The 15,409-nt window shown below is 71.5% G+C and carries 11 protein-coding genes; 5 read left to right on the top strand and 6 right to left on the bottom strand.

Annotated features, from left to right (window positions below; genetic code table 11):
• Positions 1-93 precede the first annotated feature (93 nt).
• The 3 genes from tldD to rng all read right to left on the bottom strand — a co-directional run bounded on the left by tldD (position 94) and on the right by rng (position 7,040).
• Positions 94-1,533 carry a metalloprotease TldD gene (gene tldD, locus ACQGNW_RS08310; protein WP_426662647.1) on the bottom strand — a complete coding sequence of 480 codons (1,440 nt, stop codon included), beginning with the start codon at positions 1,531-1,533 and terminating at the stop codon, positions 94-96.
• A 65-nt stretch (positions 1,534-1,598) separates the two neighbouring features.
• Positions 1,599-5,531 carry a YhdP family protein gene (locus ACQGNW_RS08305; protein ID WP_426662646.1) on the bottom strand — a complete coding sequence of 1,311 codons (3,933 nt, stop codon included), beginning with the start codon at positions 5,529-5,531 and terminating at the stop codon, positions 1,599-1,601.
• A 27-nt stretch (positions 5,532-5,558) separates the two neighbouring features.
• A complete protein-coding gene (rng, locus tag ACQGNW_RS08300; protein WP_426662645.1) occupies positions 5,559-7,040 on the bottom strand; it encodes a ribonuclease G in 1,482 nt (493 codons plus the stop codon).
• A gap of 146 nt (positions 7,041-7,186) precedes the next feature.
• Here rng and ACQGNW_RS08295 point away from each other — a divergent pair, with 146 nt between their 5' ends.
• Genes ACQGNW_RS08295 through ACQGNW_RS08280 form a run of 4 tightly spaced genes read left to right on the top strand, consistent with a single transcriptional unit; the run spans position 7,187 to position 10,443 of the window.
• Positions 7,187-7,852, top strand: coding sequence for a response regulator transcription factor (locus ACQGNW_RS08295; protein WP_426662644.1), 666 nt, complete (start codon positions 7,187-7,189; stop codon positions 7,850-7,852).
• Positions 7,849-9,240, top strand: a complete 1,392-nt coding sequence (locus tag ACQGNW_RS08290; RefSeq protein ID WP_426662643.1) for a sensor histidine kinase — start codon at positions 7,849-7,851, stop codon at positions 9,238-9,240. Before ACQGNW_RS08295 ends, ACQGNW_RS08290 begins: the two co-directional genes overlap by 4 nt.
• Complete coding sequence (locus ACQGNW_RS08285; protein WP_426662642.1) at positions 9,237-9,935, top strand: Dph6-related ATP pyrophosphatase; 699 nt, start codon at positions 9,237-9,239, stop codon at positions 9,933-9,935. Before ACQGNW_RS08290 ends, ACQGNW_RS08285 begins: the two co-directional genes overlap by 4 nt.
• Positions 9,919-10,443: a mismatch-specific DNA-glycosylase gene (locus ACQGNW_RS08280; RefSeq protein ID WP_426662641.1), complete on the top strand. Its 525-nt coding sequence runs from the start codon at positions 9,919-9,921 to the stop codon at positions 10,441-10,443. Before ACQGNW_RS08285 ends, ACQGNW_RS08280 begins: the two co-directional genes overlap by 17 nt.
• Before the next feature lie 35 nt (positions 10,444-10,478).
• Here the strand turns inward: ACQGNW_RS08280 and ACQGNW_RS08275 are convergent, their stop codons facing one another.
• Entirely contained in the window at positions 10,479-11,252 is a 774-nt protein-coding gene (locus ACQGNW_RS08275) for a c-type cytochrome (protein ID WP_426662640.1), read from the bottom strand.
• Positions 11,253-11,349: 97 nt separating this feature from the next.
• Here ACQGNW_RS08275 and ACQGNW_RS08270 point away from each other — a divergent pair, with 97 nt between their 5' ends.
• Positions 11,350-12,951 carry an amidase gene (locus tag ACQGNW_RS08270; protein WP_426662639.1) on the top strand — a complete coding sequence of 534 codons (1,602 nt, stop codon included), beginning with the start codon at positions 11,350-11,352 and terminating at the stop codon, positions 12,949-12,951.
• A gap of 381 nt (positions 12,952-13,332) precedes the next feature.
• Here ACQGNW_RS08270 and ACQGNW_RS08265 read toward each other — a convergent pair whose 3' ends face one another.
• Positions 13,333-14,703, bottom strand: a complete 1,371-nt coding sequence (locus ACQGNW_RS08265) for a class II 3-deoxy-7-phosphoheptulonate synthase (protein ID WP_426662638.1) — start codon at positions 14,701-14,703, stop codon at positions 13,333-13,335.
• A complete protein-coding gene (locus ACQGNW_RS08260) occupies positions 14,700-15,221 on the bottom strand; it encodes a disulfide bond formation protein B (protein ID WP_426662637.1) in 522 nt (173 codons plus the stop codon). Before ACQGNW_RS08260 ends, ACQGNW_RS08265 begins: the two co-directional genes overlap by 4 nt.
• Positions 15,222-15,409: the final 188 nt, after the last annotated feature.

Raw genomic sequence — 15,409 nt, 5'->3', positions numbered from 1 at the left:
CCACCTCACCGGCATCGCCCCGTCTGCGGGAGGCGGGATCCTGCATCCGCGTTCGATAAGTTATCCATCGAAATCCATCAAGCTACTCGGGCATCACGCCGCCGTCCCACCCACCGTCATCGCATCGATCTTCAGCGTGGGCTGGCCCACGCCCACCGGCACGCTCTGGCCGTCCTTGCCGCAGACGCCCACGCCCTCGTCCAGCTTCATGTCGTTGCCGATCATGGAGACGCGGGTGAGCACGTCGGGGCCGCTGCCGATCAGGGTGGCGCCCTTCACCGGAGCGGTGATCTTGCCGTCCTCGATCAGGTAGGCCTCGCTGGCGGAGAACACGAACTTGCCGTTGGTGATGTCGACCTGGCCGCCGCCGAAGTTCGGCGCGTAGAGGCCCTTCTTCACCGAGCGGATGATTTCCTCCGGCTCGTGGCTGCCACTGCGCATGTAGGTGTTGGTCATGCGCGGCATCGGCAGCGCGGTGAAGGATTCGCGGCGGCCGTTGCCGGTGGGCGCCATGCCCATCAGGCGCGCGTTGAGCTTGTCCTGCATGTAGCCCTTCAGGATGCCGTCCTCGATCAGCACGGTGCAGTTCGTGGGCGTGCCTTCGTCGTCCACGCTGAGCGAACCGCGGCGGCCGGGCAGCGTGCCGTCGTCCACCACGGTGACGCCGGGCGCGGCCACGCGCTGGCCCAGCCGGCCGGCGAAGGCGGAGCTGCCCTTGCGGTTGAAGTCGCCTTCCAGGCCGTGGCCGATCGCCTCGTGCAGCAATACGCCGGGCCAGCCGGGGCCGAGCACCACGGTCATCTGGCCGGCCGGGGCGTCGACGGAATCCAGGTTCACCAGCGCCTGGCGCACCGCCTCGTCGGCGAAGGCCAGCGCGCGGCCGTTCTCGATCAGTTCGCGGTAGCCGTAGCGGCCGCCGCCGCCGGCGTAGCCCTGCTCGCGGCGGCCGTTGGCCTCGGCGATCACTTGCACGTTGAGGCGCACCAGCGGGCGCACGTCGGCGGCCAGCGTGCCGTCGGAGGCGGCGATCAGCACGGTGTCGATGGTGGCGGCCATGCTGACGATGACCTGGGTGATGCGCGGGTCGCGCGAGCGCGCGTAGGCGTCCACCTCGCGCAGCAGGGCGATCTTGTCGGGGTTGGGCAGGCTTTCCACCGGGTCGATCGCGGGATACAGCTGCCGCGCGTTGCCCAGCGCCAGCGGCTGACCGGCGCCGCGGCCGTCCTGCGCGATGGCGCGCGCGGCCCTGGAGGCTTCCAGCAGCTGCGGCAGCACGATCTCGTCGGAATAGGCGAAGCCGGTCTTCTCGCCGGAGATTGCGCGCACCCCCACGCCCTGCTCGATGGAGTGGCTGCCGTCTTTGACGATGCCCTCCTCCAGCGTCCAGGACTCGCTGCGCGAATGCTGGAAATACAGGTCGGCCGCGTCGATCGACGGCCCCATCAGCTGCGTGAACACGCGCTCGAGGTCGCCGGTGGCGAGTCCGCCGGGGGTCAGCAGCCGGTTCTGCGCCTGCGCGATCAGGGAGTTCATGGGTCTTCGGTCGATGCGGTGGGGATGGAAAGAATGGGGGCGTGGCGCGCGAAATCAAAGCCGCATCAGCGTCCCGACGACGATGCCGCGGCCGGCAGCGCCTGCAGGTCGTCGCGCAAGGGGATCGTGATGGCCGGGCTGGACGACGCCGGGGCAGGCAGCAGCGGCGGCCGGACGACGGCGGGGGCCGCGGGCACCTCGCGTTTCTCCACCAGGGTCATCACCGGTTTGTCCCAGCTGCCGGTGACGTGGTAGCGCGCGCTGGCGGTCCTGTTGAGCCCCCTGCCCAGCAGGCCCTGCACGGCCAGGCCCGCGGCGGCGCCCACCGGGCCGCCCACCACGGCGCCGATCACCGGCAGGCTGTTGCCGATGTGCGGGACCACCTGCACGTACTGGTCGTAGTCCTTGGCGCGCAGGCCGGTGCGGCCGCTGATGCTGATCTGCGCGGCTGGACCCTTGATGACGAGGTTGTCCGTGGTGGCGCTGCCGTCGGCGAGGCGGAAGTCGCCGCTGATCGAATCGAAACCGAGGCCCTTGCCGAACACGTCGCCGAAATCCAGCGTCAACCGGCGCGGCAGCTCGGCCAGAGAGACCAGGCCGAACAGCCGCCCCACGCCCGGACCCATCTCGGGAATGCGGCCGTCGCTGACGCGGATCGCCAGCGTGCCGGTGGAATTGGCGAGGCTGAACGCCGACGGCGCGCCGGGCCAAGTGGCGTCGAGCTGATCCTGGGTCTTGCCGCCGTTCACCAGGCCGGTGTAGCCGAACGCGGCAAGCATCCTGCCGAGATCGTCGGCGGCGAAGTTGATGCGCATGTGGGTGTGGCTGTCGGCGGGCGTGCCGTTCCAGTCGCCGCTGCCGGTGATCTGCACGCTGGGCGACAGCGCGCGCAGCTGGTCGATGTGCATGCCCTGCGCGGTGGGCCAGGTTTCCAGCCGCGCCTCGCCCAGCCGGGCGTCGCCGAAGCTCAGCTCGCCCACCCACAGGTGGAACGGCGGCAGCGCGGCCGGGTTGATGCCGGTGTTGGCGGGATTCTCCTCGGGCTCGCTGGCGGCCGCCGTGCCGGCGGGCGCGGGCGGATTGCCCGGCCAGTGCAGGCGCGTGAGGCGCGCGGTGATGCCGCGCTTGTCCAGCTCGCTGGCAGGCACGCTGAAGCGCCCGGCCATCGCCGGGCCATTCACGTCCACCTGCAGGTGGTCGGCCGCCGGGGTGGCCTGCAGGGTCATCGCACCCAGCGGGCGGCCGAACCACTCGGCGTGGTCGGTGCCCACGTCCACGCTCTCCAGCGAAGGTCCGCCGCCTGCGCTGCCGGCGGCACCGTTGCTGCCCGCGGTCAGCGCGATCGCCTGCTGCACCCAGCCGGTGACATCCAGCTTCGCCGCGTGGCCGCGGATGCGCAGCCCCTGCGTGGGCAGTTCCGTGGGCACCTGCGTGCCGAACGCCAGCGTGCCGGCCAGCGGCTTGCTGCCGTCGGCGAGGCGCAGGTGGCCGCGCGCCTCCTCGCCCAGCGCCACCTTGAGGTCGGCGCCCTGCAGCGGCAGGGTCAGCACCAGGTGCAGCGGCAGCCCGGTGGCGGCGGGCTTCTTCAGCGGCACCGGCACGTCCAGCGCCATGCCGGCCAGGGTGGAGTCCACGGTGAGCGTCTGCACCAGCGCGCTGCCGTCCGCCGGCCGGGTGAGGCTGAAGCCGATGTCGAAGGGACTGCGTCCGCTGCCCAGCGGCGCCAGCCAACCCAGCGCGGGGTAGCCCTGGGTGAGGTCGGCGAGGCTGTAGTTGCCGCTGAGCTTCGCCGCCAGCACGGTATCCGGGTCGCCGGTGGCGCCGGCGATCGCCAGATCGAGCGTGGCGGGCTGGCCGTGGGCGGCGCCGCTCAGCGGGCCGGCATGGAAGCCGTGGCCGTCGAACGTGGCCGGGCCGCTGAGCTGGTCCAGCTTGAGGTTCCAGTCCGGCTCGCTCGCGTCCACGTTCTTCAGCTGCGCAGAGCCGGCGAGGGTGAAGTTTTCCGGCGCGCCCAGCGGCAGCGAGAGGTGGAAACCGAAGCTGCCGCTGCCGCCCAGCTTCAGCCCGGACAGCTGGGTGGCCTGCCGGCTGGCGATCGGGCTCTTCAGCACGAAGCCGAGCAGGCTGGCGCCGCTGCCGCTGCCGTCGACGTTGAGGTCGAGCGTGCCGTCGGCGAATTCGGGGATCAGCGCCACCACCTTGTCGGCCTTCACGCCCAACGAGGATCCGCCGTCGGCCTGCACCAGCATGCCGCTGTTGATGAAGCTGGCGATGGCGTGGACGCCGGTGGCATCGGGCCAGTCCGGCGAATAGCGGAAGGTCAGGTTGCTGATCTCGGCGCGCGCCTCGAAGCGGCCCTCGTTGTGGTGGAACGGCCAGTCCTTGAGGTCGCCGCGCACCAATACTTCGCCGTGGTCGATGTCGCCGCTGACCAGCGCGCGGTCCAGCCAGGCCACGGTGGCCGGCGGCATCACGTCGACCGGCCAGAACAGCTTGGCGGCGGTGACCTCGCCGTGCGTCAGCCCGGCATACAGGTCGAGGAACGGCGGACCGCCGGCGTCGTGCAGGTCGATCTCGCCGCGCAGCCGGCCGCCGTAGCCCTGGCCGTCGAAATCCAGCGGATCCAGTCCCAGGTGCCAGTCGCCGTCCGCATGCCAGAACGCCAGCGTGCCGGCCAGCCTCGACATCACGAACGACTGGCGGAAGGTGTGCGGATCGCGCACCGTCGCGGCCTGCGCCGGCAATTCCAGCGACACCGCCTCGCCGTCGCCGCGCAGGGTGCCCTTGATGCCGTCCACGCCCGGCAGCGCGCCGACCGGATCGATGCCGAGGGCGCTGAAGTCGGCAGCCAGCCGTTCGATCCCGCCGGCCTGCGACCAGGCCAGCGCTACGCGGTCCAGCTTGCCGTGCGGACGCCCGGCGCCCAGCCATGCCGCCAGCGCGGGCGGCAGCTTCGGCGCGAGGCCCAGCCACGGCAGCAGCGGCGCCAGCTGCAGGTCGCGCGCCGCCGCCTGCACGGCAAGCTGCGGCGTACCGGGGTGGTGCAGCCACACCGCGAGCGCGCCCCGGTCGTCGCCGGCCCAGCGCAGCTCGTAGCCGTCGGCGCTGCGGCTGAGCTCGGCCTCGCCGCGCAGCGCGGGTATCTCGACCTGGCCGTTCGCGCCGCCGATGCGCAGGCCGTCGAGGTCGAGGCGGGTGAAGTTGCGCACCACCCTGCCCTGCTTCCAGTCCAGCCACGCGGCCACGTTGCCGCGGCCGCCCTGCACGGCGTAGCCGCCCAGGTCCACGCCGGCCAGCAGCGCCGCCAGGTCGAGCTTCTGCCCGGACAGCCACAGCCGCCCGCTGCTGCCGTCTTCGCGGAAGCGCCCCGCTCCGCGCAGTTCGCCCGGCGCGCCTTCGCGGCGCAGCAGCGCGCCCACGCGGATGTGGCTGCCCTGCCGGCTCAGCCGCAGCTGGTCGGCGATCAGGCTGTAATGCTTGCCGTTGGCCGCGTCGGTGATGTTCAGCCGCAGGTTGTCCAGCCACAGCGCCACCGAGAGCCGGCTGAAGCCGGGCTGCTGCTCGGAGCCGGCGCCGGTACCGAGGCCGTTGACGTGCCAGCGGCCCTCCGCGTCACGGCTGAGGTCCAGCTGCAGCCCGCGCGTGCGCAGGTTCAGCAGGTGCCGCGCGGGCAGCCAGCCGCCGAAGTCCAGCCGCAGCTCGGATTCGGGAATCTCGATCGGCGTGCCCTTGCCGCCCGGCGGCACGCCCACGGTGACGTCGCGCAGCACGAACAGCGGGCCGGAGCCGGTCCAGCGGCCTTCCAGCGATGCGAAGCGGACGGGGCGCTGCAGCTTCGCGGAGAGCTCGCGCGCCACCCACTCGGGGTGCCGCGCCAGCAGCGGCAGCAGCAGCTGCGCCAGCGCCATCAGCACCGCCAGCGCGATTACGCCGATGCCGCCGACCCAGCCCAGCGCGCGTGCACCGCGATGCAGGCGCCGCTGCCAGATAGCCTTCATCGGCGTGCGGCCGGAACGCCGGCCGATTTACAGCAAAACCACATCAAACTGTTCCTGCGAATAATGTTCCTCGGCCTGGAAGCGTATGCTCTTGGAGATGAACTCCTCCAGTTCGGCCACCGCGGCGGACTCCTCCTCCAGGATGCGGCCCACCACGGCGGGGCTGGCCATCACCAGCAGCTTCTCGGCGTTGAACTGGCGCACCGCGCGGGTGATCTCGCGGAAGATCTCGTAGGTCACCGTCTCGGCGGTCTTCAGCGTGCCGCGTCCGCCGCAGGCCGGGCACGGTTCGCACAGCTGGCGCTCCAGGCTCTCGGTGGTGCGCTTGCGGGTCATCTCGACCAGGCCCAGCGAGGACATCGGGTAGACCGTGGTCTTGGCGTGGTCGCGGGCCAGGCCCTTGGCCAGCATGCGGAGCACCTGGCGCTTGTGCTCCTCGTCGACCATGTCGATGAAGTCGATGATGATGATGCCGCCGAGGTTGCGCAGCCGGAGCTGCCGCGCCGCCGCCTGTGCCGCCTCCAGGTTGGTGCGGTAGACGGTCTCCTCCAGGTTGCGCGTGCCGAGGTAGGCGCCGGTGTTGACGTCGATCGTGGTCATCGCCTCGGTCTGGTCGACCACCAGGTAGCCGCCCGACTTCAGCGGCACCTCCTTCTTCAGCGCATGCTGGATCTCGTCCTCCACGCTGTACAGGTCAAAGATCGGCCGCTCGCCGTCGTAGTGCTCCACCCGGTCGTCCAGGTTGGGCATGAACTTGTGCACGAACTTCACCACCTTCTCGAAGGTTTCGCGCGAGTCCACGCGCACCTTCTCGATGTCCTCGGTGAGCATGTCGCGCAGGCTGCGCAGCGGTAGCGAGAGCTCCTCGTACACGCGCTCGCCCACGCGGGTCCGGGCGATGTTCTCCTGCACCACGCGCCACACCTTGCCGAGGTAGGTCACGTCGAAGGCCAGCGATTCGGCGCTCTGCCCCTCCGCGTTGGTGCGCACGATGTAGCCGAGCGGGTGTTCGCCGACCAGGCCGGCCATCACCTCGCGCAGGCGCGTGCGCTCGGCCTCGTCCTCGATGCGCGCGGAAATGCCCAGCGTGTGCGCATGCGGCAGCAGCACCAGGTAGCGCGAGGGAATCGACAGGTGCGCCGACAGTCGCGCGCCCTTGCTGCCGATCGGGTCCTTCACCACCTGCACCACGACCTCCTGGCCCTCGTGCACCAGCTCGCTGATCGGCGGCGTGTGGCCGTTGCCGTGGCCACCGGGCGGTTCGGCACCCTCGGCGGCGGGCGGGCGCACGATGTCCGAGGCGTGCAGGAAGGCCGCGCGGCCCAGCCCGATCTCCACGAACGCGGCCTGCATGCCCGGCATCACCCGCTGCACCCGGCCCTTGTAGATGTTGCCCACGTAGCCGCGCTTCGATGCGCGTTCGACATGCACTTCCTGCAACATGCCGTTCTCGACCACGCCTACCCGCGTCTCGCGCGGGGTCACGTTGATCAGGATCTCTTCGCTCACTGCACACTCCCCGGCCAGGCGGTCTTTATAGCGGTTGCCCGCGCCGACTGTCGATGCGCGGCGCACGGTGCGCGTACACGGGTGTTTTGCCGGGCCCGAACGGCGACAATGGAGCGCCCCGACCCGGCTTGGACAATGGATCCGGCATGAAATTGCTGCTGGTGGAAGATTCCGAACGCCTGCGCCATACCCTGCGCCACGGCCTGCAGGGCGCCGGCTTCACGGTCGACGCGGCCGGCGACGGCGTGGAGGCCTGCGGCTTCCTGTCCGGCTACGACTACGACCTGGTGGTGCTGGACCTGATGCTGCCGCGGCTGGACGGCATCGGCGTGCTGCGCAGCCTGCCCGAGGGCGGGCGCCGGCCCCGCGTACTGGTGCTGTCCGCCCGCGACCAGGTGGCCGACCGCATCGAAGCGCTGAACGCCGGCGCCGACGACTACCTGGTCAAGCCTTTCGCCTTCGACGAGCTGGTGGCCCGCCTGCACGCGCTGGCGCGCCGCCCGCAGCAGGCCCAGCCCACGGTGCTCAGCCATGGCCCGTTGTCCTGGGATCCGCGTTCGCACAGCGTGAGCGTGGACGGCCAGCCGCTGGCGCTGACCCCGCGCGAATTCGCCGTGCTGGGCCTGCTGCTGCGCCATCGCGGCCGCGCGTTCAGCCGCCAGGAAATCCTCGACCGCACCGCCGGCAGCGACAGCGAGGCCTCCGACCGCAGCGTCGAGGTGCTGGTGTTCGGCCTGCGGCGCAAGCTGGACGCCGCCGGCGTACCCGGCCTGATCGAGACGCGGCGCGGGGCGGGTTACCTGATCCCGTGAAGCCGACCTCGCTCTCGTCCCGCGTCACCGTGCTGCTGGCCATCGTCTGCCTGCTGGTGCTGGGCGGCGGCGCGAGGCTGATGGACTGGCGCATCGACCACGAACTGGCCGGCCGCTTCCGCCAGGACCTGCTGGGCCAGGCCCGCGCGCTGGGCAACATGGTCGCAATGGAACAGGAAGCGCCCGCCGGCCGCGTCGCCGCCGGCCTGCCGGGCGGCGATGGCGACAGCTGGTACGAGCTGCGCTGCGACGGCTCCGCGCCACAGCACAGCGATCCGCCGCCGCCCGCCCTGCCGGCGGGCTGGCCCCGCGACACGGGCCCGCAGCCGCGCTTCGCCCGCCTTGGCCGCGGCGAGCGCCACCTCGACTCGGTGCGCCTGAGCTTCATCCGCCCCGGCGGCGACGGCGACGCCCACACGGCGGCACCCGCCACCTGCCGGCTGCTGTTCGTGCAGGACCGCCACTCGCTCGACCAGCTGCTGCTGGCGATCGACTGGATCCTCACGCTGGGCCCGCTGCTCGCCGCCGCGATCGCGTTGATCGCGGTGCCGCTGGTGGTGCGGCGCGGCCTGCGCCCGATCGGCGCACTGGTGGAACGCATGCGCGGCATCGGCCCCAGCGCGCCCGGCCAGCGGCTCGCCGCGATCGGCCTGAAGGAACTCGACCCGCTGGTGGCGCGCTTCAACGACGTGCTCGGCCGCATGGACGAGGGTCTCGCACGCGAGCGCCAGTTCGCCAGCGGCCTGGCCCACGAGACGCGCACCCGGCTCGCCGAATTGCGTGCACTGGCCGAGGTGGAGGCGCGCTACCCCAGCGGTCGCAGCACGTCCGAACTGCTGGCCGAGATCGGCAGCATCGGCGCCGAGCTGGAAGCCACCGTTGCCGCCCTGCTCCTGCTCACCCGCCTGCAGTCCGGACTGGAACAACCGCAGTGGCAGACGCTGCCGCTCGCACCGTGGCTGGAACGCCAGCTGCAGCGCCAGCAGGCCACCGCCGCCGCGCGCGGCATCGCGCTGACAAGCGAAGGCACGCCGCCCGCCGCACTGCGTACCGATCCGGCACTGCTGGAAGTCATCGTGGGCAACCTGCTCGGCAACGCCTGCGCCTACGCGCCCGAGGGCGATACCGTGCAGCTGCGCGCCGACGCGCACGGCCTCGCCATCGACAACGCCGCACCCGGTCTCACCGAGGCCGACCTCGTCCGCTTCGGCCAGCGCTTCTGGCGCAAGCAGCCGCCACACGCCGGCCACGCCGGGCTGGGCCTGGCGCTCACTGCGGCCGCCGCGCAGGCACTGGGCCTGGCACTGGACTTCCGGCTCGATCCGCAGCAGCGTCTGCGTGCCACGCTGGACTGGCGATCGGCCATCATCCCGGAACCCGCATCATGAGCGACACTCCCACGCCCATCCTGCTCGCCTGGAGCGGCGGCAAGGACTGCCTGCTGGCGCTGCAGCGCCTGCGCGCCGACCCGCGCTGGCGAGTGGTGGGCCTGCTCACCACGATCAACCGCAACTACCAGCGCATCGCCATGCACGGCGTGCGGCAGGATGTGCTGCAGGCGCAGGTGGACGCGCTCGGCCTGCCGCTGGTCGAGGTGCCGCTGGACTGGCCCGGCAGCAACGAAGCCTACGAGGCCGCGCACGCGCAGGCGCTGGCCGAGGCGCGCAGGCGCTGGCCCGGCATCCGTCACTGTGCGTTCGGCGACCTGTTCCTCGAAGACGTGCGCGACTACCGCGTGCGCCAGCTCGGCCGCGACAACTGGCGCGCGGTGTTCCCGCTGTGGGGCGAGGATACCGCCGCGCTGTCGCGCCGTTTCGTGGCCGAGGGCCATCGCGCCGTGCTGTGCTGCGTGGACACGCAGCAGCTCGATGCCGCGTTCTGCGGCCGCGCCTACGACGCCAGCCTGCTCGACGCGCTGCCCGGGGGCGTCGATCCCTGCGGCGAGCGCGGCGAGTTCCACACGCTGAGCTGCGGCGGGCCGCTGTTCCGCCAGCCGCTCCGGCTCAGGCGCGGCGAATCCGTGCTGCGCGACGGCCGTTTCCAGTTCACCGATTTCCTGCTGGACGATGGCGCGCAAGGCTGAAGCATCCATCCTGCCCGACGTGCTGGCGCCCGGCCTCGCGCTGGTGTTCTGCGGCACCGCCGCCGGCAAGCGCTCCGCCGCCGAGCGCGCCTACTACGCGCATCCGGGCAACCTGTTCTGGCGCGCGCTGCACGAGGCCGGCTTCACGCCGCGCCTGCTCGCCCCCGCCGAGTTCCCGCTGCTGCCGCAGTTCGGCATCGGCCTCACCGACCTCGCCAAGCGGCACAGCGGCAACGACGACGAACTGCCGCCCGGTGCCTTCGACGTGCCCGCGTTGCACGCGAAGATCGCGCGCTTTGCGCCGCGCCTCGTCGCGTTCACCAGCAAGAACGCCGCGCGCGCCGCGCTGGACCGCGCCGTCGGCTACGGCCTGCAGCACGAATGCATCGGCAGCGCGCGCGTGTTCGTGTTGCCGTCGCCGTCGGGACAGGCGCGCGGACACTGGGATATCGGATCGTGGTGCGCGCTGGCTGCGCTGTATCGCGCCGAGCAGCCGCTACGCCGATAGCCGGCGCCACCGCCCCGCCGAGGCGGGCGGCTTCGTCACGTACCGTCGTCGTTGCCCGCCAGCACGCCGCAGCGCAGCGGCGGTTGCACGCTGCCGGCCGGCTGCGCGTGCATGTCGGCCGGCGGTTCGCGGCTGGCCAGCCAGGCGGCCACCGCGCTGATGTCAGCCTCGCCCAGGCGGCCGGCCACTTCGGCCATGCAATCCGGCGCCGCGGTGGCGCGGGTGCGCGTGCGCCAGGCGCCGAGCTGAGCGCTGATGTAGTCGTAAGGCAGGCCGACCAGGCCGGGGATGTCGGGTTCCACGCCGGTGAGCTGGCTGCCGTGGCAGCGCTCGCAGGCAGGAATGCCGCGTGCGGGATCGCCCGCACTCACCAGCTGCTCGCCGCGCAGCAGCGTCGCGACCGGCAACGCCGGCAGCCTGGAGCTCGCATACGGCACCTGCTGTGCGGCGAAGTATCCGGCCATCTCGCGCAGATAGGCCTGATCTAGCCCGCGCACCGTGTATTCCATCGGCGCGTACCTGCGCAGGCCGCTCTGGAAATCCTGCAGCTGCCGCAGGAGATAACCCGCCGGCTTGCCGGCGAGGCGCGGGAAGAAGCCGCTGCCGGGCGAGCCCTCGCCGTGCACGCCGTGGCAGGCGGTGCAGGCGGCGATGCGCTGCTGCAGGGTATCGGGCACCGACGGCGACGAGGCAGCTGCAGGCGTGGCGGCGAACGCCAGCGCCAGCAGCAGCGGCAGGACGAGGAACGGCAGGCGCCGAACGGCGCGTCCGGCGACGGCACGCGGGAAGCAAGAGGTGCGCAGATCCATCTGCCGAGTATAGGGGGCCGTTCGACGCTGCCACATGGCCCGCGCCGGACTATGCTCTGCTGATCGCGATGCCTTGTCGCATCTGCCGGGGGATACCGTGACGCACCGACTGTTCACCCGTTCGCTGCTGGCCGCGACCCTGCTCGCCAGCGCGCCGCTGTGCGCCCGGCAGCATGACGACGCCTATGCCTCCGTTGCCCGGCTGCGGCAGCGCATGGACGACGGCACGCTCAGCAGCCAGGCGCTGACGCAGCAGTTCCTCGCCCGCATCCGCCGCATCGACCAGAGCGGCCCCGCGCTGCATGCAGTGCTCGAGACCAACCCCGACGCGCTGGAGATCGCCGCCGCGCTCGACGCCAGGCGCGGCGAGACGCACGGGCTGCTGTACGGCATCCCGGTGCTGCTGAAGGACAACATCGACACCGGCGATCGCGAGCAGACCACCGCCGGCTCGCTGGCGCTGACGGCTGCACCGGCGCCACGCGATGCCACCGTGGCGGCAAGACTGCGCGCGGCCGGCGCGGTGATCCTCGGCAAGACCAACCTCAGCGAATGGGCCAACTTCCGCTCCAGCCACGCCTCGAGCGGCTGGAGCGGCGCGGGCGGGCAGACGAAGAATCCCTACGCGCTGGACCGTAACCCCTGTGGCTCCAGCGCGGGCTCCGCCGCCGCGGTGGCGGCGGGGCTCGCCACAGTGGCGATCGGCACCGAGACCGACGGCTCGATCATCTGCCCCGCCTCGATGAACGGCATAGTGGGCATCAAGCCCACGCTGGGCCTGGTGAGCCGCGCCGGCATCGTGCCGATCAGCCACAACCAGGACACCGCCGGCCCGATGGCGCGCGACGTGGCCGACGCCGCCGCCCTGCTCACGGCAATCGCCGGCAGCGACCCGCGCGACCCGTCCACCGCCAACGCCGACCGGCACGCCACCGACTACACGAAATTCCTCGACCCGGACGGCCTCAAGGGCAAGCGCGTCGGCGTGGTGCGCGAACTCGCCGGCAACGAGCCGAACGCCGACCGCGTGCTCGACGCGGCGATCGCCACGATGAAGGCGCAGGGCGCGATCATCGTCGACCCGGTGCAGCTGCCGCACCTGAAGGAACTCGGCGACCCGGAGATGACCGTGATGCTGTACGACTTCAAGCACGACATCAACGCCTACCTCGCCACCCGCAGCGGCCTCGCCGTGCATACGCTGGCCGACCTGATCGCGTTCGACAAGGCGCATGCGGCGCAGGAAATGCCCTGGTTCGGGCAGGAGCTGTTCGAACAGGCCGAGGCGAAAGGGCCGCTCACCGACAAGGCTTATCTCGATGCGCGGGCCAAGGCAAAACGGCTGGCCGGTCCGAAGGGCATCGACGCGGCGCTCAAGTCGCAGCACCTCGACGCGCTGCTGGCACCATCATGGGGGCCGGCCTTCATGACCGACCCGGTGCTGGGCGACCACATCGTCAGCGGCGACCCCACCATCGGCGGCGTCTCGCAGCCGGCGGCGGTGGCAGGCTACCCCTCGATCACCGTGCCAGCCGGCTGGGCGCACGGCCTGCCGGTGGGCATCGTGTTCTTTGGCGCGAGATGGAGCGAACCCACGCTGATCAGCATCGCCTACGGCTTCGAGCAGCACACGCACGCATGGCAGCCGCCGAGGTTCCTCGACACGGTGGGCGGCCAGCCGGTGTCCCCAGGGCACTGAAGCCCAAGCCTGGAAGCGCCTACGATGGAACGCCAGCCGCACATCCATTGCCCGCTCTGCGCGTGGGAGCCGCGGGCCGACAGCCGCTGGAAATGCACGTCCAGCGAACCCGGCGCCGGCTGTGGCACGGTATGGAACACGTTCTGGACCGCGGGCTGCTGCCCCGGCTGCGGGCACTGCTGGGCCATGACGCAATGTCTGTCGTGCAAGCGATCCTCGCCGCACGAACGCTGGTACCACTTCCCGCCTCCCGAGAGCGGTGACGCCCGCGAGGCAAAGGAAGCGCTGGAAACGACGCGCTGAGCCCGGCGCGGAACCCAGGCAGCTACCGCCAGGAGGGTGACCACCGGGTGGAGGGCCAGGACCTTTGCGCGGCCACGGTCACGCAGCCACGCTGCCTGCCGACTTGCGCACGATCAGCATCGCCAGCTCCAGCGACTGCTCGTAGTTGAGCCGCGGGTCGACCATCGACTTGTACGCGCGCGCAAGATCGGCCTCGGTGAGCCCGCGCGCGCCGCCCACGCACTCGGTGACGTCCTCGCCGGTGAGCTCCAGATGCACGCCGCCCAGGCGCGTGCCGGCGGCGGCGTGGATATCGAACGCCTGCTCCAGTTCGCCCCGGATGTTCGCGAAGCGGCGGGTCTTGTAGCCGTTGGACGTGCTCTCGGTGTTGCCATGCATCGGATCGGCCACCCACAGCACGGGTTGCCCTTCGCGCTTGACGGCCTGCAGCAGCGGCGGCAGCGCCTCGCCGATCTTCGCGTGCCCCATGCGGTGGATCAGGGTAAGTCGGCCTGGTTCGACCTGCGGATTCAGCGCGTCGATCAGCGGCAGCAACTGGTCCGGCGTCACCGAGGGGCCCACCTTCACCGCGACCGGGTTGCGGATGCCGCGGAAGTACTCCACGTGGGCACCGTCCAGCGCCGCGGTGCGCATGCCGATCCACGGGAAGTGGGTGGACAGGTTGAACCAGCCCGGGTGCCGCGGCACCTGGCGCGTGAGCGCCTGTTCGTAGTGCAGCAGCAGCGCCTCGTGCGAGGTGAAGAAGTCCACCTTCGTGAAGCCGGCGATCGGCCCCGCGAGGGTTTCCATGAAGCGCAGCGAGTCGCCGATGCCGGCGACCATGCGGCGGTACTCGGCGGCCAGCGGCGAATGCTCCACCCAGGCCAGGTCCCAGTACTCGGGGTGGTGCAGGTCGGCGAAACCGCCGTCGATCAGCGCGCGCACGAAGTTCATCGTCAGCGCGGAATGCGCGTGGGCGCGGATCAGCCGTTGCGGATCGGCGCGCCGCGCCGCAGCGGTGAACTCCGGGCCGTTGACCACATCACCGCGGAAGCTGGGCAGGGTCACGCCGTCGCGCGTCTCGGTGTCGGCCGAGCGCGGCTTGGCGTACTGCCCCGCGAAACGCCCCACGCGCAGCACCGGCTGCTTCAGCCCGTGCACCAGCACCAGGCTCATCTGCAGCAGCACCTTGAGCCGGTTCGAGATGATCGGGCTGCTGCAGTCGGCAAAGCTCTCCGCACAGTCGCCACCCTGCAGCAGGAAGCGCTTGCCTTCCTGCGCCTCGGCCAGCGCCTGCTTCAGCGCCAGCACCTCCCACGAAGTCACCAGCGGCGGCAGCCCGGCCAGCTGCGCGGTGGCCTGTGCCAGTTCGGCGGCGTCCTCGTAGTGCGGCTGCTGCAGCGCCGTGCGGCCCTGCCATGACGACGGCGTCCAGCCCGTGACGCGCACGTCCCGCGGCAACTCGCTCATCGCCGCGCCCCCGCCGGCCGACGTGCGCCCGCCAGCACCGCCCACGCGCCCAGCAGCACGAACCAGATCAGCGACCACCACGGCATCGACAAGCCCAGGATCGGCTGCACCGCTGCGCATTCGCCGGAGCCGCTGAGCACCTTGAGCAGCACGCCGACCAGGCCACCGTTGCTGGCGCGGGTTTCCAGCAGGTAACCCAGCGGCGCGCCGCAGCTCGGCACCTGGCCGGGCGGCAGCGACTGGATCCACAGATGGCGCGCGGCGATGCCGATGCCCGCTAGCGCGACCAGCAGCAGCAGCCCGACGTACACCCAGCGCCCGCCGCCGCGCGGCGCGTGCAGGCCGCCGATCAGGAACACCACGCCCAGCGCGATGAACGCCACGCGCTGCAGGATGCACAACGGGCAGGGGTCCATCTGCAGCACGTATTGCGCATACAGCGCGAAACCGATCAGGCCGGCGCAGGCCAGAAAGCCGGCAAGGAGGCTGACGCGAAACGACCAACGCAGGGGGTTCATGGACGGCACGACAGGGAGCGGAAGCACGACATTAACCGCTTGCCGCCGGGCTGTCAGCCATGCCTGCCGCGACAAGACGGCAGCATCGCCGTTCTGCACGCCCGCGGGGTACCCGCAGCGGTGGCGCACAGGGAGGTGCACCATGAAAAAACCCCGGCTGGTCGCCCGGCCGGGGTTTCATTCGGACG

The sequence above is a fragment of the Rhodanobacter aciditrophus genome, assembly GCF_050026795.1.
In the GTDB taxonomy this organism is placed as follows: Bacteria; Pseudomonadota; Gammaproteobacteria; order Xanthomonadales; family Rhodanobacteraceae; genus Rhodanobacter_A.
The sequence above is the reverse complement of the archived record's forward strand: the minus strand, read 5'-3'. Positions and strand labels throughout refer to the sequence as shown.